The organism is Stenotrophomonas sp. AN71, assembly GCF_050435725.1.
Lineage (GTDB): Bacteria > Pseudomonadota > Gammaproteobacteria > Xanthomonadales > Xanthomonadaceae > Stenotrophomonas.
This window is the reverse complement of sequence record NZ_JBNDKU010000004.1, coordinates 22,812-37,206: the sequence shown is the minus strand read 5'-3', so window position 1 is coordinate 37,206 and position 14,395 is coordinate 22,812. Positions and strand designations below refer to the sequence as shown.

The window sequence follows — 14,395 nt, the reverse complement described above, 5'->3', positions numbered from 1 at the left end:
CCAGTCTAGGTCCGGCTACGTGCGCCGGTGATGAACAACCACGTCAGCGCGCGCCACGGCCGCCGCCGGCGACCCGCACGCGGTCGCGCCCCTGTGCCTTGGCCTGGTACATGGCGGCATCGGCGGCGCGCAGCAGGGTACGCCATCCCAGGGCATCGGTACCGCCCTCGGCCACGCCGAAGCTGGCCGTCACCCGCAGCACGGTGCCACCCGCCACCGAGATGTCCAGCTGCTGCAGCGCCACGCGCAGTGACTCGGCGACCTGGCGGCCGCCCGCCAGGTCGCCGTCGGCCAGCAGCACCAGGAATTCCTCGCCACCGTAGCGGGCGATGCTGTCGCTGCGGCGCAGATGGCGCTGCAGCAGCTGCGCCACCTGCACCAGCACCCCGTCGCCGGCGTCGTGGCCGTGGCCATCGTTGATGGCCTTGAAGCGATCTACGTCCAGCAGGATGACCACGGCGCTGGTGCCGCCTTCGGCATGCCGCTGCTGCACCCGCTCCTCCAGCGCGCGCCGGTTCAACAGCCCGGTCAGTTCGTCGGTACCGGCCAGCTGGCGCAGTTCGCTGGTCAGCGCCGAGCGTTCGCGCGACTTCTCGCGCAGCACTTCAATCGCATCGAACAGGCGCTGCATCTCGGCCAGCGGATGGGTGACGTGCTGCTCCGGCCCGGGCGCATCCGAGGCGATCTGGATCACCTGCTTCTGCGCCTGCAGCAGAGGCCGCAGGATCTGCAACTGGGCGATGCGCAGAGCCACGCCCAGCACCAGCAGCGTACCCAGCACGGTGGCCACCAGCACCACCAGGCGGGTCGCCTCGCGGTTGCGGGTGCGCTCGAAACGGGCGATGGACACACTCAGGTAACCATCGCGCAGCGCTTCCAGCGACTGCAGGGTCGGCACATAGCGCGCGGTGAACTCGGCAGCGGTCCACGGCGGCGGAAGGCCGCGTCGGCCATCCTCGATCAACTGCTCGATCATCGGCAGCGACTCGCCGAAGAACTGCCGGCGCGCCATGTCCCAATGCCAGGACAGCGTCGGATCACTGCGGAATACCGATTCATGGCTGCCCGCCAGCCGCCATAGCTCCAGCAGCCGGCCTTCGGTCTGCAATGCAGCCCGCACCTGTTCCTCGCGCCAGGCGCCCGGCACCGCCACCGGCGCCATGACATTGGAGGCCAGGCGGCCGCCATGCTCGCGCAGGTCGATCAGCACCTGGCCCTGCATCGCGGGAATGGCGGCCTCGCGGTCGGCGCTGACCAGCACGTTGATCTGCGCCGAAGTCAGCACATGCAGGCGGTCGACCACGGCGAACATGCTGCTGATCGCACGTTCCACTTCTTCCACCCGGCGCGCGTCCTGCGGTTGCGCCGCCACCCGATCCACCGCCGCGCGCGCCGACTGCAGGCGCCGTTGCGCATCGGCCAGCAGGCCCTGTTCGTCGATCACACCCGGCGTGGCCTTGAACACCGTATCCAACTGCAACGCAGCGCTGTCGACCCGTGCGCGCGCGACTGCCAGCAGTGCGGCCAACCGCGCCTGTTCGGCGACGTCGGCCGGATTGGCACCCAGCAGGCTGTTGGCCGGCCCGCGCTCGGCCGATACCAGGTTGGCCAGATCGAAGGTCTGCCGCAGCTGGCGCAGGCTGACCAGGTTGTCCTCGGCGGCGGTGAAACGCAGTGTGCCCTGCACCAGCGCGATGGCCATCAAGGGCAGCGTACAGACCACGAACAGCCCGGCCAGGATCCAGACCCAGGTCCGCAGTCCAATGGGCGACACCTTGCGGGCCATGCAATTTTCCCCTGAAGTACGGATCACTGTAGCGGCCGGGCATGGAAGCGCCAAGCCGCTGTCCGGCGGGCCGTGGAGTGGGTATACCGCGCCCCCCGCGAACGTGCCGGCAAGGCCGGACCGGCGCCCGTTTCAGGCCGATTGCGTCACTCTACGCCGCGTCAAATCCAGCGCTGGTCGACCAGCTCGCGCTTCACGTAGGCGTAGAACACCGGTGCGGCGACCAGACCCGGCAGGCCGAAGGCCGCTTCCATCACCAGCATGGCCAGCAGCAGTTCCCAGGCGCGCGCCTGGATCTCGCCACCAACGATGCGCGCATTGAGGAAGTACTCCAGCTTGTGGATCACGATCAGGTACAGCAACGCGGCCACCGCCACGTAGAACGAGACCGACAACGCCACGATGGTGATGATGGTGTTGGAAATGATGTTGCCCACCACCGGCAGCAACCCGGCGAGGAAGGTGATCAGCACCAGCGTCTTGGACAGCGGCAGGTGCACGCCGAACAACGGCAGCACGCCCAGCAGGAAGATGGCAGTGAACACGGTGTTGAGCAGCGAGATCTTCACCTGCGCGAACACCACCTGGCGGAACGCGGTGGCCAGGCGGCTGGTGCGCCCGATCAACTCCTGCGCCAGCGGCCCCATCTTCGGCAACGGCAGTTCGTCGTACAGCGCGATCATCGCGCCCAGTACCATGCCGATCAACACGCGTACGCCCACCTGCACCACCGAGGTACCGGCCACGCCCAGCTGACGCTGGTGCTCGGCCGCCCAGTCGTTCAGCGCGCTGCGCAGTGCCGGCATGTCCTCGGGGATGTAGGGCTGCAGCAGCGCCGGTACCTGGTGGCGCGAACTGTTGAGAATGTCCATCAGGTGCGCGAGCAGCGCATCCGGGCCGCCGGTCTCGTTGCGGAAGAACGAGGCCACGCCGATCCCGGCCAGCACCAGTGCGCTGATGATGAACGCCGACAGCACGATCACCGCGATCGCCCGCGCCCGTCCCGGCGGCAGCCGGCCTTCCACGGTGGACGCCAGCACATGGGTCAGCTGGAATACCAGCAGGCCCGACAGCAGGGTCACCACCAGGCCCAGTTTCAGCGCCAGCCACATGCCCAGCAGCATCATCAACCAGGCCGCGATCCTCGGAATGGGGGGCTTGGGCTGGGCAACGAGGGCGTCTTGCATGGGGGCACGTCCGGGCGGGGTGGCCCATGGTAGAGGATTGGCGCGACGATTCCGTGTGCAGGATGAACCGCTATTACGCCATCATTCGGTGGCGCCCCAGATGGCCCCCCTTCCGCCTCACTCACCGTAGCTGGCCGTATTCTTGCCCTGCCGCTTGGCGTGGTAGAGCGCGCGGTCGGCCAGTGCCAGCCAGTCTTCAACACTGCCGCCGCGCGGTGTCGCCGCGATGCCGATGCTTACGCTGAACTCGACGCCGGGCGTAACCTCGCGGGCCGCTTCGAGCAGGTGCAGGCGTACCCGCTCGGCCACGTGCATCGCATCCACCGGCGCGCAGTCACGCAGCAGCACCACGAACTCGTCCCCACCCAGCCGGGCCGGGGTGTCACCAGGGCGCGCGAAGGTACGCAGGGTGGCGGCGATCTGCCGCAGCACTTCGTCGCCGGCGCGATGCCCGTGCGAATCGTTGATGTGCTTGAAGTCGTCCACGTCGAGCATCAGCAGGCAAGCGAAGCCACCCTGCCCCTGCGCTTTGTCCAGCGCCTGCTGCGCACGCAGGATCAGGAAACCGCGGTTGGCCAGCTCGACCAGTGGGTCCATCCGGCTCAGCCGCTGCAACTGGCGGTTCTGCGACTTCACCCGGCGCGCCAGCTGCCAGCTGAGAATGCTCAGCCCGATGCCATAGACGAACAGGAACGGCACGCTCAACACGATCGTGCGCTGTGACGACACCGGCTGATAGGGGAAACCGAGCGCCCACCAGGTCAACGCAAACCCCACCACCAGCGCCAGCGTGGCACGTATGGCCAGGCGCACGCCGCCAGCCGCGATCTTGTCGGCCACCAGCAGTGCGGCAAACAGTGCGCTGGGCGCCGCGCTCAGCGCCATGAAGGCGATCCAGCCACCGCCGAAGAAGGAATCGGCCACCATGCAGCGGAACTGGACAACCGCCGGCTGGCGCGAGCGCTGGGTCAGCACCAGCGCGAGCGCCGGCCAGGCCACCGCATTGAGCAGCAGCAGGGTCCACGCCAATGCGCCGTCCTGCCGTTCAAGGATGATCGAGGCGATGGGAACCGCGCCCAGCCCGTTGCCCACGAAGCGCATCCAGCCGATGCGCCGGGCCGCGCCAACGCCTTCGACCGCCCCTTCCGCCGAATCGGTGAAGAACGGCATTACCGACCCCCTTGCGCGATCGCACTTTCCACTACGGCCCTTGCCGGGCTACCTGCGGGGAGTCTGACAGCTTTGCGTCAATTCGGGATCAAAGATGCAGCATCCACGCAGCAATACTCACTGCGCCGAAACCGCACCGGACGCCCGTGCCAGCGCCGCGGCTTCATGGCTGCCCTTGCGCTCGCTGTAGCGGTCCACCAGGTAGTCCGACCGTCCCCGCGTCAGCAGGGTGAACTTCACCAGCTCCTCCATCACGTCCACCACCCGGTCATAGAACGGGGAGGGCTTCATCCTTCCCTCCTCATCGAACTCCTGCCAGGCCTTGGCGACCGAAGACTGGTTGGGAATGGTCAGCATGCGCATCCAACGCCCGAGCACGCGCAGCGTATTGACCGTGTTGAACGACTGCGAGCCGCCACACACCTGCATGACCGCCAGCGTCTTGCCCTGGGTGGGACGCACGCTGCCGTCTTCCAGCGGCAGCCAGTCGATCTGGTTCTTGAACACGCCGGTGACGGTGCCGTGGCGTTCCGGACTGACCCACACGTGGCCTTCCGCCCACAGCGACCACTCACGCAGGCGCTGCACCTCCGGGTGGCTGCTGTCGGTGCTGTCCAGCATCGGCAAGCCGTGCGGATCGAACACCCGTGTCTCGCAGCCCAGGTGGCGCAGCAGGCGCTCGGCCTCCAGTGCCAGTTTGCGGCTGAACGACTGCGGCCGCAGCGATCCATGGAGCAGCAGGATCCGCGGCGGGCCGAGCGCCTGGGCCGCCAGCTGGGTGTGGTCGGGCTGGGGAAGCGAGGCTTCGACCAGATGGGGCAATGAGGGACTTGTGGCGGGATTATTCATTCGACTATTCTAGAAATATGGAAACGAATAATGCAATCGCCGCGCTGACTGCCCTTGGTCATGCCACGCGCCTGGCCGCCTTCCGCCTGCTGGTCGAAGCCGGCCCTGCCGGGCGCATGGCCGGAGACATTGCGGCAGCCCTGCAGGTACCGCCGGCCACGCTGAGCTTCCACCTGAAGGAGCTGCTGCAGGCCGGCCTGGTCGAAAGCGAAAGCCAGGGCCGCCATGTCTGCTACCGCGCGAACTTCAGCGCCATGACCGGCCTGATCGACTACCTCACCCACAACTGCTGCGCCGGCTCCCCCGCCCCGGGGTGCAGCCCCGCTTCCCCCGACTGCGCCTGCTGACTGGAGATCCACCGTCGTGACCGTCCAACGCGTCTTGTTTCTGTGCACGGGCAACTCCGCCCGCAGCGTTCTTGCCGAAGCCACATTGCGTGCATGGGCAGGCCAACGCTTCGAGGTGTTCAGTGCCGGCAGCCAGCCCACCGGCCAGGTCAATCCATTTGCGATCGCCCAGCTGCAGGCCGACGGCATCGCCACTGCGGGGCTGCGCAGCAAATCCTGGGATGAGTTCGCCGATGCCGCACCGATGGACCTGGTGATCACCGTCTGCGACGCCGCTGCGGCTGAAACCTGCCCGGTGGTGTTCGGCAACTTCCTCCGCGCGCATTGGGGCCTGCCCGACCCCGCCGCAGTCGAAGGCAGCGCCGCCGACAAGGCGCAGGCGTTTGCCGAGGCGCATGCCATCGTCAAGGCGCGACTGCTGGCGCTGCTGGCGCTGCCTGCCGCGACCTGGAACGACCGTGAAGCGCTGAAGCAGGCGTTGGACCGGATCGGTTTCGTGCGACCGGACGATCAGCGCGCGTGAGAACTCCCGCGCCACTGGGACTGTTCGAACGCCACCTGACACTGTGGGTCGCGCTGTGCATCGTGGCGGGCACCACGCTGGGCCACTTCCTGCCCACTGTGTTTGCCGTGCTGGCCCGCGCCGAGGTGGCCAAGGTGAATCTGCCGGTGGCCGTGCTGATCTGGTTGATGATCATCCCGATGCTGCTGAAGGTCGACTTCGGTGCCATGCGCCAGGTCGGCCAGCACTGGAAAGGCATCGGCGTGACACTGTTCATCAACTGGGCGGTCAAACCGTTCTCGATGGCGTTGCTGGGCTGGGTGTTCCTGCGCCATGCCTTCGCCGATTGGCTTCCAACCGATCAGGCCGACAGCTACATCGCCGGACTGATCCTGCTGGCGGCAGCACCGTGCACGGCGATGGTGTTCGTGTGGAGCAACCTGTGCCGTGGCGACGCCAACTTCACGCTGAGCCAGGTGGCGTTGAACGACGCGATCATGGTGGTGGCGTATGCGCCGGTGGTGGCGTTGCTGCTGGGCCTGTCGGCCATCGCCGTGCCGTGGAGTACGCTGATCCTGTCGGTGGGCCTGTACATCCTGGTACCTGTGGCGGCCGCCGCGCTGATCCGGCGTTGGATCCTGATGCGCCGGGGTGACGCTGGCCTGCAGGCGGTACTGCGCACGCTCAACCCCCTCTCCCTGTCCGCGCTGCTGCTGACACTGGTACTGCTGTTCGGGTTCCAGGGGCAGCAGATCGTCCGGCAGCCGCTGTTGATCGCGCTGATCGCCGTGCCGATCCTGATCCAGGTCTACTTCAACGCAGGGCTTGCCTACCTGTTGAACCGGCGCCTCGGCGTAGCGCACAGCGTGGCCGGGCCGTCCGCCCTCATCGGCGCCAGCAACTTCTTCGAGCTGGCCGTGGCTACCGCCGTCGGCCTGTTCGGCGTGCACTCCGGCGCGGCGCTGACCACGGTGGTCGGCGTGCTGATCGAGGTACCGGTGATGCTGTCGGTGGTCCGCATCGTCAATGCGTCGCAGGGGTGGTACCAGCGCAGGCCGTAGTTGCCCCTGGGCCTGCACGGCACCAACGAATGACTTCCTGCAGTGGACCGCCCTCTCCCAACTCCACCGGGACAAGAGGTCAGAACCGATATCCCATACGCGTGCCATATGGCTTGCGCTGGCACTGGAAGGCCGTGTCAGGTCAACGGCCACCCTTCCGGGCCCTTCGCCGAAACTCCGCGGCTGCAACAGGCCGCACCCTTGAGTGCTTCTACCGCGCAAGAAAGGTCCTGCAGTCCGGTCTTTATCTCACTCAGATCACCCTCAAGAACGCTGGGCTCCTTCAGGAAGATCAGAGTCCATCCAAAGGAAAGGACTGCCACTCCACCAATAAGGGCACCGCCCAATGCGGAGAGAAGCGGCACCACTACTTCCGTAAGAACGCTCATCATGCCTCCAGGCTGAACATCACAATGATCAGAACGATGTCTGGTGCATCTGTCCATCATCAGGATCAATCGTGCCTGCTGCCGGGCGATCAACCAGCAGTGCGCCCAGATGTGCGAGCAACACATGAAGATCGCGAAGCTCCTGTTCTCTCACCAAACTGCGGGAACTACTGAGCTGATGCCAGCTCAGTACCGCCGCCATCGCCAACAGTAGAGACTCACGATCCAGGTAGAGAGCCAGCCGCAGCTGCGTACCCAGTGAGGGGAATTGTTGAACCAATCGCGCCAGGTGCAGGTTCATCAGCGCTTCTGCGCGAACCTTCGAATCCTCAGGCGTTGAGGCATCCATGGGGGCCACCACGAGAATCGGCACCTGCGTGATGCAACTGCGCATCCGCCTTACCCGGGCACGGCCACGACGACGTTGATTCAGGAAACGGATTCGCATGCGACACTCCCAAGAATGGAAATCGTCCAGCGCATACCAGCAGCCCCACGCCGCGCCGGCGTTCGATCGAACCCCTTGCATACATCGAAGCCCAGACGAGCCCGCAACGCGGACCACGTGCCCGCCTTCGCGGTCCTGCCGGTCCACCTTGCGCGTACCCATGCGGCACTCCATGGATGTCAGCAGTGACCGATCCTTCGACATTGCGGAACCTGCCCCATTGGATTGGCACTGCGCTCGCGGAACTCCCGGTGCTCACCCACCCGCCGGATCAATGCAATCGCCAATGGCTGGTGCGGCCCCAGGATATCGGTGACCTGCTCCACTTCGTATAAGAGATTGTTCTGCACGTTCCCATTCGCCTCCCTGCGGTCGTTGAATGAAATACATCACACTCGCTGAAACCCTTAGTCGGAAACCGTCATTGAAGAAGAGATGGCAAGACGGCACCGGCGCTGGGGTCGCGGGGATTTCGATGCCGTCTTGCCGGGGAGACGCGGGTCGTCCTGCGCTCCTTGCATGCAGGAGCTTGAACCTCAGTCACAGCCTAGGCCGTGGCGATTGAGAAAGTGTTGCGCCCCAATGCGGAATTGTTGCAGGCAGTTGCACACCGATGCGTCGGCTCGATCTGATTTTCAGGGACTGCCCGAAGGGCCCTTCAGTCACCCCCGCAGGGATCGTCGGGCATGAACAGATAACCCTGGCCCCACACGGTACGCAGGTAGCTCTGTGTCCGCGAGCTGTCCTCAAGCTTCCTGCGCAGCCGCGAAACCAGTACGTCGATGCAGCGGTCACCGGCCTCGGTCCCAGCCCCTTTCAGGCGATCGAGCAGCTGGCCCCGGCTCAATGGCCGACGCGGATGCGACAGGAAAATCCTGAGCATCTGGAACTCGGTGCTGGTCAACGACACGGGTTTGCCATCACGCGACAGTTCCATGCGCGACAGGTTGACCTGGAACGGGCCGAAACAACGATTCTCCCTCACTCCGCCAAGGTGTCTGCCATGAATCATCTGCCGCCGACGCAACAGCGCATTGATACGCGCCACCAGCTCCCGCGGCTGCAACGCTCTGCCCAGGCAATCGTCGGCCCCCATCTCCAAGCCGATGATGCGGTCGGTGGCATCGTCGCTGGTGTTCAACATGAGAATGGGCAAGGTCAGCCCGCCCACGCGCAGCCGCCGACACAGTGACAGGCCCCCCTCGCCGGGCAGATCCTGATCCAGCAGCAGGATGTCGTGGGGGGTGCGGGTCAACAGCCGTTCCAGCTGCAACACGTTGGCGATGGCCTGGACGTTCAGCCCACGCTCGCCGAGATAGCGCCGCAACGTAGCCCGCATGCCAGGGTTGTTGTCGACCAGCAGTACGCTGGGCAGTGCCGCTGCGGACATGGACATTCCTTCTACGCGCAGGCCCTCACTTCGGGAAGCGAAGCCTATGGCCACCGACCGACCCTGGAGCGGGCGCGATCGATCAATTGCGACGTGGAGGCTACTGTTGCGCGCAAATGTATTGCAGCTATGTCGGCTCTGATACCGGATTGATACATTGCCCAACCATGCCGGCGGTCAACCGCCCTTGCTCGGCTCCATCCCGGGCAGCGTGACCCGTGCTTCCAGCCCTCCGCCTTCGCGAGCCAACAACTGCAGGCGGCCACCATGCAGTTGCAGCAGCCGCTCCACGATGGCCAGGCCAAGCCCCAGCCCGCCAACGCCAGCGCCAGCGCTATCGACACCACGCACGAAGGCCTGCCTCACACGGGTCCGCTCAGTGATCGCGAGGCCTGCTCCACGATCGGCCACGGCAAGGTGCACGTCACCGTCCTCCACCCAGGTACGCACCTGCAGTCCCTTGCCCGCGTACTTCAACGCGTTGTCCATGAGGTTCTGGACGACACGCTGCATCGCCACGGGTCGCAGCACCAGGTGCGGCAACGGCTCTAGCTGCAGTGCGAATGGATGGCCTTCGGCCTCGAACTCGGCGGCGGTCTGCTCCACCAGCACGTTGAGGTCGCACTCGATCGGCAGTTCACCATTGCCAGCGTGACCGAAATCGAGGAACTGACCGATGATCGCATCGACCTGGCCGATACAGCGTGCGGCCATCGCCTCGCTCTCGCCGCCTTCCAGAGCCAATGCCAGACGCAGCCGAGCCAGCGGGGTGCGGATGTCGTGGGAGATGCCGGCGAGCATCATCGCGCGGGTGGCTTCGGCCTGGCACAAGCTGTCGACCATGACATTGAACTGCGCGGCCAGCGTCGCCAGCTCGCTGGTCGCGTACTCCGGCAGCCGCGTGTGCCCTCCCCCTTCGCTGATCGAGCGCGTCGCTGCGGCAATGTCGCGCAGCGGGCGATTGATGCGGCGCTGGATGAGCAGAGAGACGACAGTGGCCAGCGCACTCAGGCCCAGCACCAGCAGGATGGAAACCAGCCTCGGATCCTGGCCTTCGGACGACGACTTGAACGATGACATGAACCAGGTTTCCTTCCCTGCCACGTTCAACTGCACCCAATACACCGGCCCTCTGCCCGATGCTGGCAGAGTCCATTGGAAGTCGATGTCCGGCTTGAGGCTGCGCTGGATGGTGGAGCCGGCCAGTTCCGCATAGGGCCGAGGGCCAATGGGCTGGTCGCTCGCCGGCGGCGGATTGCCTTCGATGGCGACCAGGCCATGGCGCGCAAGGAAGGCAATCGCCTCACCACGACGGGCCGGATCGATCAGCGATAGGCTGCCGTCGATTACCCTCAGCTGATTGGCGACCACACTCACGGTATGCATCACGCTCACCCGCAACAACAGCAGGTGCACGCCCAGCACGCAAGCATGGATGACGATCGCCAGGCTCACCAGCAGCAACAGGTTCTGCCACATCAGCGAACGGGGTCGAGGACAGCGCCAGCGGCGTGATACATGATTGTTCATGGTGCTTTTCCGGAATCGGCAGATGCCCGCATACGGGCGACATGGATACGAGGATCAACGACGAGCAGCCGCCCTGGCGCAATTCAACAGTCAACCCAACAGCGTCCCCGCCGGCGCCCCGCGCCTGCGCGTCGCTGGACGGATGCAAATGCCAAACACTAGGGCAGCCCTGGCAGCCGGCTCGTGTTGACGTCCACAACTGGCAGCGCGACCCGCGCCTCCAGCCCTCCGCCTTCGCGAGCCAACAGCTGCAGACGACCGCCGTGCAGCTGCAACAATCGTTCGACGATGGCCAGGCCAAGCCCGAGCCCGCCAACGTCCTTTGCATCCCCACCACGCACGAAGGCCTGCAGCACGCGGCTACGCTCACCGACAGCGAGGCCGGCACCGCGGTCGGCAACGGCAAGGTGCATGTCGTCCCCCTGCAGCCAGGTGCGTACCTGCAGGCCCGTGCCCGCGTACTTCAGCGCGTTGTCCATCAGGTTCTGGATGACACGCTGCATCGCCACCGGCCGGAATATCTGGCGCGGCAGTGGCTGCAGCTGCAGCTCGAACGGATGACCCTCGGCCTCGAACTCCGCGGCGGTCTGCTGCACCAGCACGTTGAGATCGCATTCCACCGGCGACTCGCCATTGCCCGCATGACCAAAATCCAGGAACTGGCCGATGATCGCATCGACCTGGCCGATGCAGCGTGCAGCCATTGCCTCGGTCTCGCCGCCCTCCAGAGCCAAGGTCATGCGCAGGCGCGCCAGCGGCGTTCGAATGTCGTGGGAGATACCGGCGAGCATCAACGCGCGGGTAGCTTCTGCCTGATGCAGGCTGTCGACCATCTCATTGAACTGGGCGGCCAGCGTCGCCAATTCGCTGGTCTCGTAAACCGGCAGGTGCGCCTGCCCTCCTCCCTCGCTGATCCTGCGTGTCGCCGCAGCGACATCGCGCAGCGGGCGATTGATGCGGCGCTGGATGAACAACGCCACGATGGTCGCCAGCCCACTCAAGCCCAGCGTCAGCAGCAACGAGACAGCCAGCGGGTTGTAGCCGCGCTCATCAGCCTTGTCGGTGCGGGACATCAGCCACGTGTCGCGCCCCGCCACATTCAAACGTACCCAGAAGGTGGCCCCGCCTTTTGGGTCAACAAACGCCCAATGCAGTTTGATATCCGGCGCGAGCGCGGCCTGGACTCTCCTGCCAGCCATGAGCGCATAAGGCGATTCGTTGGGAGGTAGATCGCTGCCCGGCGGCGGCTCACCTTCGATGGCCTGAAGTCCGTGGCCTCGAAGTACCGTCAATGCCTCGTCCCGCCGTGAGGGTTCGACCAAGGCAAAGGCCGAGTTCATTATCCTGATCTGATGGGCCATCGTTTCGGCGGCCCCCAGCACGTTGGATCGCAGGACCAAGAGGTGTACCGCCAGCACGCAGGCATGGATCACGATGGCCAGGCCCACCAGCAGCAGCAGGTTCTGCCACATCAGCGATCGGGGCCGGGGGAAGCGCCAGCGAGGCGGCGCGACCTCACTCATGCTGACCGTCCGGAATGAACAGATAGCCCACGCCCCACACGGTGCGCAGGTACAGAGGCGAACGCGAGTCGTCCTCCAACTTGCGGCGCAGGCGCGACACCTGCACGTCGATGCTGCGATCGGTGGTCTCGGTGCCGGCTCCCTTCAGACGATCCAGCAGGTGATCGCGACTCAGTGGCCGGCGTGGGTGCGCAAGGAAAATGCGCAGCAGCTGGAACTCGGTGCTGGTCAGCGGCACGATTTCTCCGTCCCGCGACAGCTCCATCCGCGACAGGCTGACCCGGAAGGGCCCGAAGCGCAGGTTCTCTTCCACGGCCCAGGTGGTCTCGGTGTGGATCATCTGCTGCCGCCGCAACAGCGCGTTGATGCGCGCCACCAGCTCGCGCGGCTCGAACGGCTTGCCCAGGTAGTCGTCAGCGCCCATCTCCAGGCCGACGATACGGTCGGTGGCATCGCCGCGCGCGGTCAGCATCAGGATCGGCACCGTCTGCCCGCCGACGCGCAACCGCCGACAGACCGACAGACCGTCCTCGCCCGGCAGGCTGAGGTCCAGCAGCAGCAAATCGTAGGGCGTGCGGCTGAGCAGGCGGTCCAGCTGCGAGGGGTCGGCGATCGCCTGCATGGTGAAACCCCGCTCCCCAAGATAGCGCCGCAGCATGCTGCGCATGTCGGGGTCATCCTCGACCAGCAGTATCCGGGGCAGCACGGCGGCGGACATGGGCCTTCCCTTCGACGCGACGAAACTCACTTTTAGATATTCCTGACCGGACGGTCTGTCAAGATACGGCGGACCTCGCTCGTCCGCCCCGTGCTCAGGCCAGCCGGCAGGGTTCAGAACGACAGGGCGGGTGGCACAGCGGCCACGCCCAAATGGCTCCACAGGTCGCGTCCAGCTGTCGCGGATGCCACGCGCAGGCGCCAGTGGAGTCTCGGGAGGGCCTGCCTTGGATGCAGTCGCATGCGCGCCGGCAACAGATCAGAGCGACTCGGACGAAGGAGTGAAAACAACACTGAGCGTACCTTCGTAATGGCCTGCCCGCTTGTCCAGCTGGTTGAAGGGCACAGCGGTAAGCGTCAGCGGCACTGATGTACAGACCACGGGCGTGATGACCTGCGGAATGCGTACTGCACGAATGTTCGCGTCACCGATGTTGGTCATGGTGAACGTCTCGCCATTGACCAGCGGGCGCACGCCGGGCTTGCCGCCGCCCAGCGCAGGACCGGACATTTCCACGGTGTAGTCGATCCGGTCGCTGGGATTGTTCTGATCCACCGGCGGCGCCGACGGGTTTGCCTTGCGCACCACCGAGAACTCTCCGGGCAAGCGCGCGCCACGCGGCAGCGCATCCTTGAAGGTGAGCTGGAAACTCGAGCTGTTGGAATTGTAACCGTCGTACAGGCACAGATCGATCGTGGCCAGCCCGGTGACGCGGCTACCCGCCGCCGGCAACGGCTGCGCACGCAGATTCAGGTCCACGCGCGCTTTGCCGGTAGGAAACTGCGGCAGGAAGGCCTGGATGTTTCCCTTGTCGGTGACAGTCAGATCGATATCCGCAATCCACTTTGCCGTCGGCGGACTTGACGCCCAGGGCTTTCCGTTGAGCACCAGTTGCGCACTCCATTCACCGCCGGTCGGAATCCTCTTCAACTGGGCGGAAGGAATGACCACGTTGATCGACGTGCCGTTGATGTATGGCCTGGACGGCGCATCGCAATAGGTCGCACCCGCGCCATTGAGCGACCACGTGGTCGAGGTAACGAATCCGTCGCATGCGCCAACCCCCGTTTCCGAGAACATCCGGGTAATGAATCCCGTCGCGATCAAGTCAACCGAGATCCGGCTGCGTCTCTCGGTGAACTTCAGGGAGATCGGTGTACTCCCGTACCGGCCCGAGCCATCCGTGGCCGTTGGGCATGCACCCGAGGTGGAGTCCGTTGCACTCAAACACAGGAAATGGACCTGGGTGTATCCCCCTTGGGCATTGGGGTAGTAGCCGGGCTTGACCGCCGCAATTTCGCGCTGGTAGACATTCAGGTTGCCTACGGCGCTGGCACGGTCGAAGGTCATTTTCACTTCTGTGTTCTTGTCCGAGAGATTGGTGGGCGGACTTGCAGCCCGTACCGCCGGCGCGACGCCGACCGCAAGGCACACCAACACGGCGGCCGCTTTCCTGATTGATTTCAACATGGCATTCAGATCGACACTTGTATAT

The 14,395-nt window shown here is 65.3% G+C and carries 13 protein-coding genes; 3 read left to right on the top strand and 10 right to left on the bottom strand.

Features of this window, described 5'->3' with window-relative positions:
• Nucleotides 1-43: 43 nt before the first annotated feature.
• The 4 genes from ABH900_RS08075 to arsH all read right to left on the bottom strand — a co-directional run bounded on the left by ABH900_RS08075 (nt 44) and on the right by arsH (nt 4,992).
• A complete protein-coding gene (locus tag ABH900_RS08075; RefSeq protein ID WP_429622375.1) occupies nt 44-1,786 on the bottom strand; it encodes a diguanylate cyclase in 1,743 nt (580 codons plus the stop codon).
• 161 nt (nt 1,787-1,947) lie between these two features.
• The gene (locus ABH900_RS08070) at nt 1,948-2,973 is read right to left on the bottom strand and encodes an AI-2E family transporter (RefSeq protein WP_429622374.1); all 1,026 of its coding nucleotides are present in this window, start codon (nt 2,971-2,973) and stop codon (nt 1,948-1,950) included.
• A gap of 117 nt (nt 2,974-3,090) precedes the next feature.
• Nucleotides 3,091-4,143 carry a diguanylate cyclase gene (locus ABH900_RS08065; RefSeq protein ID WP_429622373.1) on the bottom strand — a complete coding sequence of 351 codons (1,053 nt, stop codon included), beginning with the start codon at nt 4,141-4,143 and terminating at the stop codon, nt 3,091-3,093.
• 117 nt (nt 4,144-4,260) lie between these two features.
• On the bottom strand, nt 4,261-4,992 hold the full coding sequence (gene arsH, locus ABH900_RS08060; RefSeq protein ID WP_429622372.1) for an arsenical resistance protein ArsH: 732 nt from the start codon (nt 4,990-4,992) through the stop codon (nt 4,261-4,263).
• Between the two features lie 17 nt (nt 4,993-5,009).
• Between arsH and ABH900_RS08055 the strand changes: the two genes are divergently transcribed.
• From ABH900_RS08055 to arsB, 3 genes are read left to right on the top strand one after another with little or no spacing between them, the layout of a single operon-like run.
• A complete protein-coding gene (locus ABH900_RS08055) occupies nt 5,010-5,339 on the top strand; it encodes an ArsR/SmtB family transcription factor (protein WP_429622371.1) in 330 nt (109 codons plus the stop codon).
• Nucleotides 5,340-5,355: 16 nt separating this feature from the next.
• Nucleotides 5,356-5,862, top strand: coding sequence for an arsenate reductase ArsC (locus tag ABH900_RS08050; RefSeq protein ID WP_429622370.1), 507 nt, complete (start codon nt 5,356-5,358; stop codon nt 5,860-5,862).
• A gap of 14 nt (nt 5,863-5,876) precedes the next feature.
• A complete protein-coding gene (gene arsB, locus ABH900_RS08045) occupies nt 5,877-6,902 on the top strand; it encodes an ACR3 family arsenite efflux transporter (RefSeq protein ID WP_429622654.1) in 1,026 nt (341 codons plus the stop codon).
• Between the two features lie 417 nt (nt 6,903-7,319).
• On the opposite strand, the gene ABH900_RS08040 is transcribed toward arsB, so the two are convergent.
• The 6 genes from ABH900_RS08040 to ABH900_RS08015 form a co-directional block, all read right to left on the bottom strand.
• A complete protein-coding gene (locus ABH900_RS08040) occupies nt 7,320-7,901 on the bottom strand; it encodes a hypothetical protein (protein ID WP_429622369.1) in 582 nt (193 codons plus the stop codon).
• Between the two features lie 496 nt (nt 7,902-8,397).
• On the bottom strand, nt 8,398-9,129 hold the full coding sequence (locus tag ABH900_RS08035; RefSeq protein ID WP_429622368.1) for a winged helix-turn-helix domain-containing protein: 732 nt from the start codon (nt 9,127-9,129) through the stop codon (nt 8,398-8,400).
• 177 nt (nt 9,130-9,306) lie between these two features.
• Nucleotides 9,307-10,659, bottom strand: coding sequence for an ATP-binding protein (locus ABH900_RS08030; protein WP_429622367.1), 1,353 nt, complete (start codon nt 10,657-10,659; stop codon nt 9,307-9,309).
• A gap of 158 nt (nt 10,660-10,817) precedes the next feature.
• The gene (locus ABH900_RS08025; RefSeq protein WP_429622366.1) at nt 10,818-12,182 is read right to left on the bottom strand and encodes an ATP-binding protein; all 1,365 of its coding nucleotides are present in this window, start codon (nt 12,180-12,182) and stop codon (nt 10,818-10,820) included.
• Nucleotides 12,175-12,900, bottom strand: coding sequence for a response regulator (locus tag ABH900_RS08020; protein ID WP_429622365.1), 726 nt, complete (start codon nt 12,898-12,900; stop codon nt 12,175-12,177). Before ABH900_RS08020 ends, ABH900_RS08025 begins: the two co-directional genes overlap by 8 nt.
• Before the next feature lie 258 nt (nt 12,901-13,158).
• A complete protein-coding gene (locus ABH900_RS08015) occupies nt 13,159-14,370 on the bottom strand; it encodes a CfaE/CblD family pilus tip adhesin (RefSeq protein WP_429622364.1) in 1,212 nt (403 codons plus the stop codon).
• Nucleotides 14,371-14,395 lie beyond the last annotated feature (25 nt).

Coding starts and splice junctions, on each gene's coding strand:
- ABH900_RS08075 (WP_429622375.1), bottom strand. CDS start 1,786: ATGGCCCGCAAGGTGTCGCCCATTGGACTGCGGACCTGGGTCTGGATC.
- ABH900_RS08070 (WP_429622374.1), bottom strand. CDS start 2,973: ATGCAAGACGCCCTCGTTGCCCAGCCCAAGCCCCCCATTCCGAGGATC.
- ABH900_RS08065 (WP_429622373.1), bottom strand. CDS start 4,143: ATGCCGTTCTTCACCGATTCGGCGGAAGGGGCGGTCGAAGGCGTTGGC.
- arsH (WP_429622372.1), bottom strand. CDS start 4,992: ATGAATAATCCCGCCACAAGTCCCTCATTGCCCCATCTGGTCGAAGCC.
- ABH900_RS08055 (WP_429622371.1), top strand. CDS start 5,010: ATGGAAACGAATAATGCAATCGCCGCGCTGACTGCCCTTGGTCATGCC.
- ABH900_RS08040 (WP_429622369.1), bottom strand. CDS start 7,901: ATGGGTACGCGCAAGGTGGACCGGCAGGACCGCGAAGGCGGGCACGTG.
- ABH900_RS08035 (WP_429622368.1), bottom strand. CDS start 9,129: ATGTCCGCAGCGGCACTGCCCAGCGTACTGCTGGTCGACAACAACCCT.
- ABH900_RS08030 (WP_429622367.1), bottom strand. CDS start 10,659: ATGAACAATCATGTATCACGCCGCTGGCGCTGTCCTCGACCCCGTTCG.
- ABH900_RS08025 (WP_429622366.1), bottom strand. CDS start 12,182: ATGAGTGAGGTCGCGCCGCCTCGCTGGCGCTTCCCCCGGCCCCGATCG.
- ABH900_RS08020 (WP_429622365.1), bottom strand. CDS start 12,900: ATGTCCGCCGCCGTGCTGCCCCGGATACTGCTGGTCGAGGATGACCCC.
- ABH900_RS08015 (WP_429622364.1), bottom strand. CDS start 14,370: ATGTTGAAATCAATCAGGAAAGCGGCCGCCGTGTTGGTGTGCCTTGCG.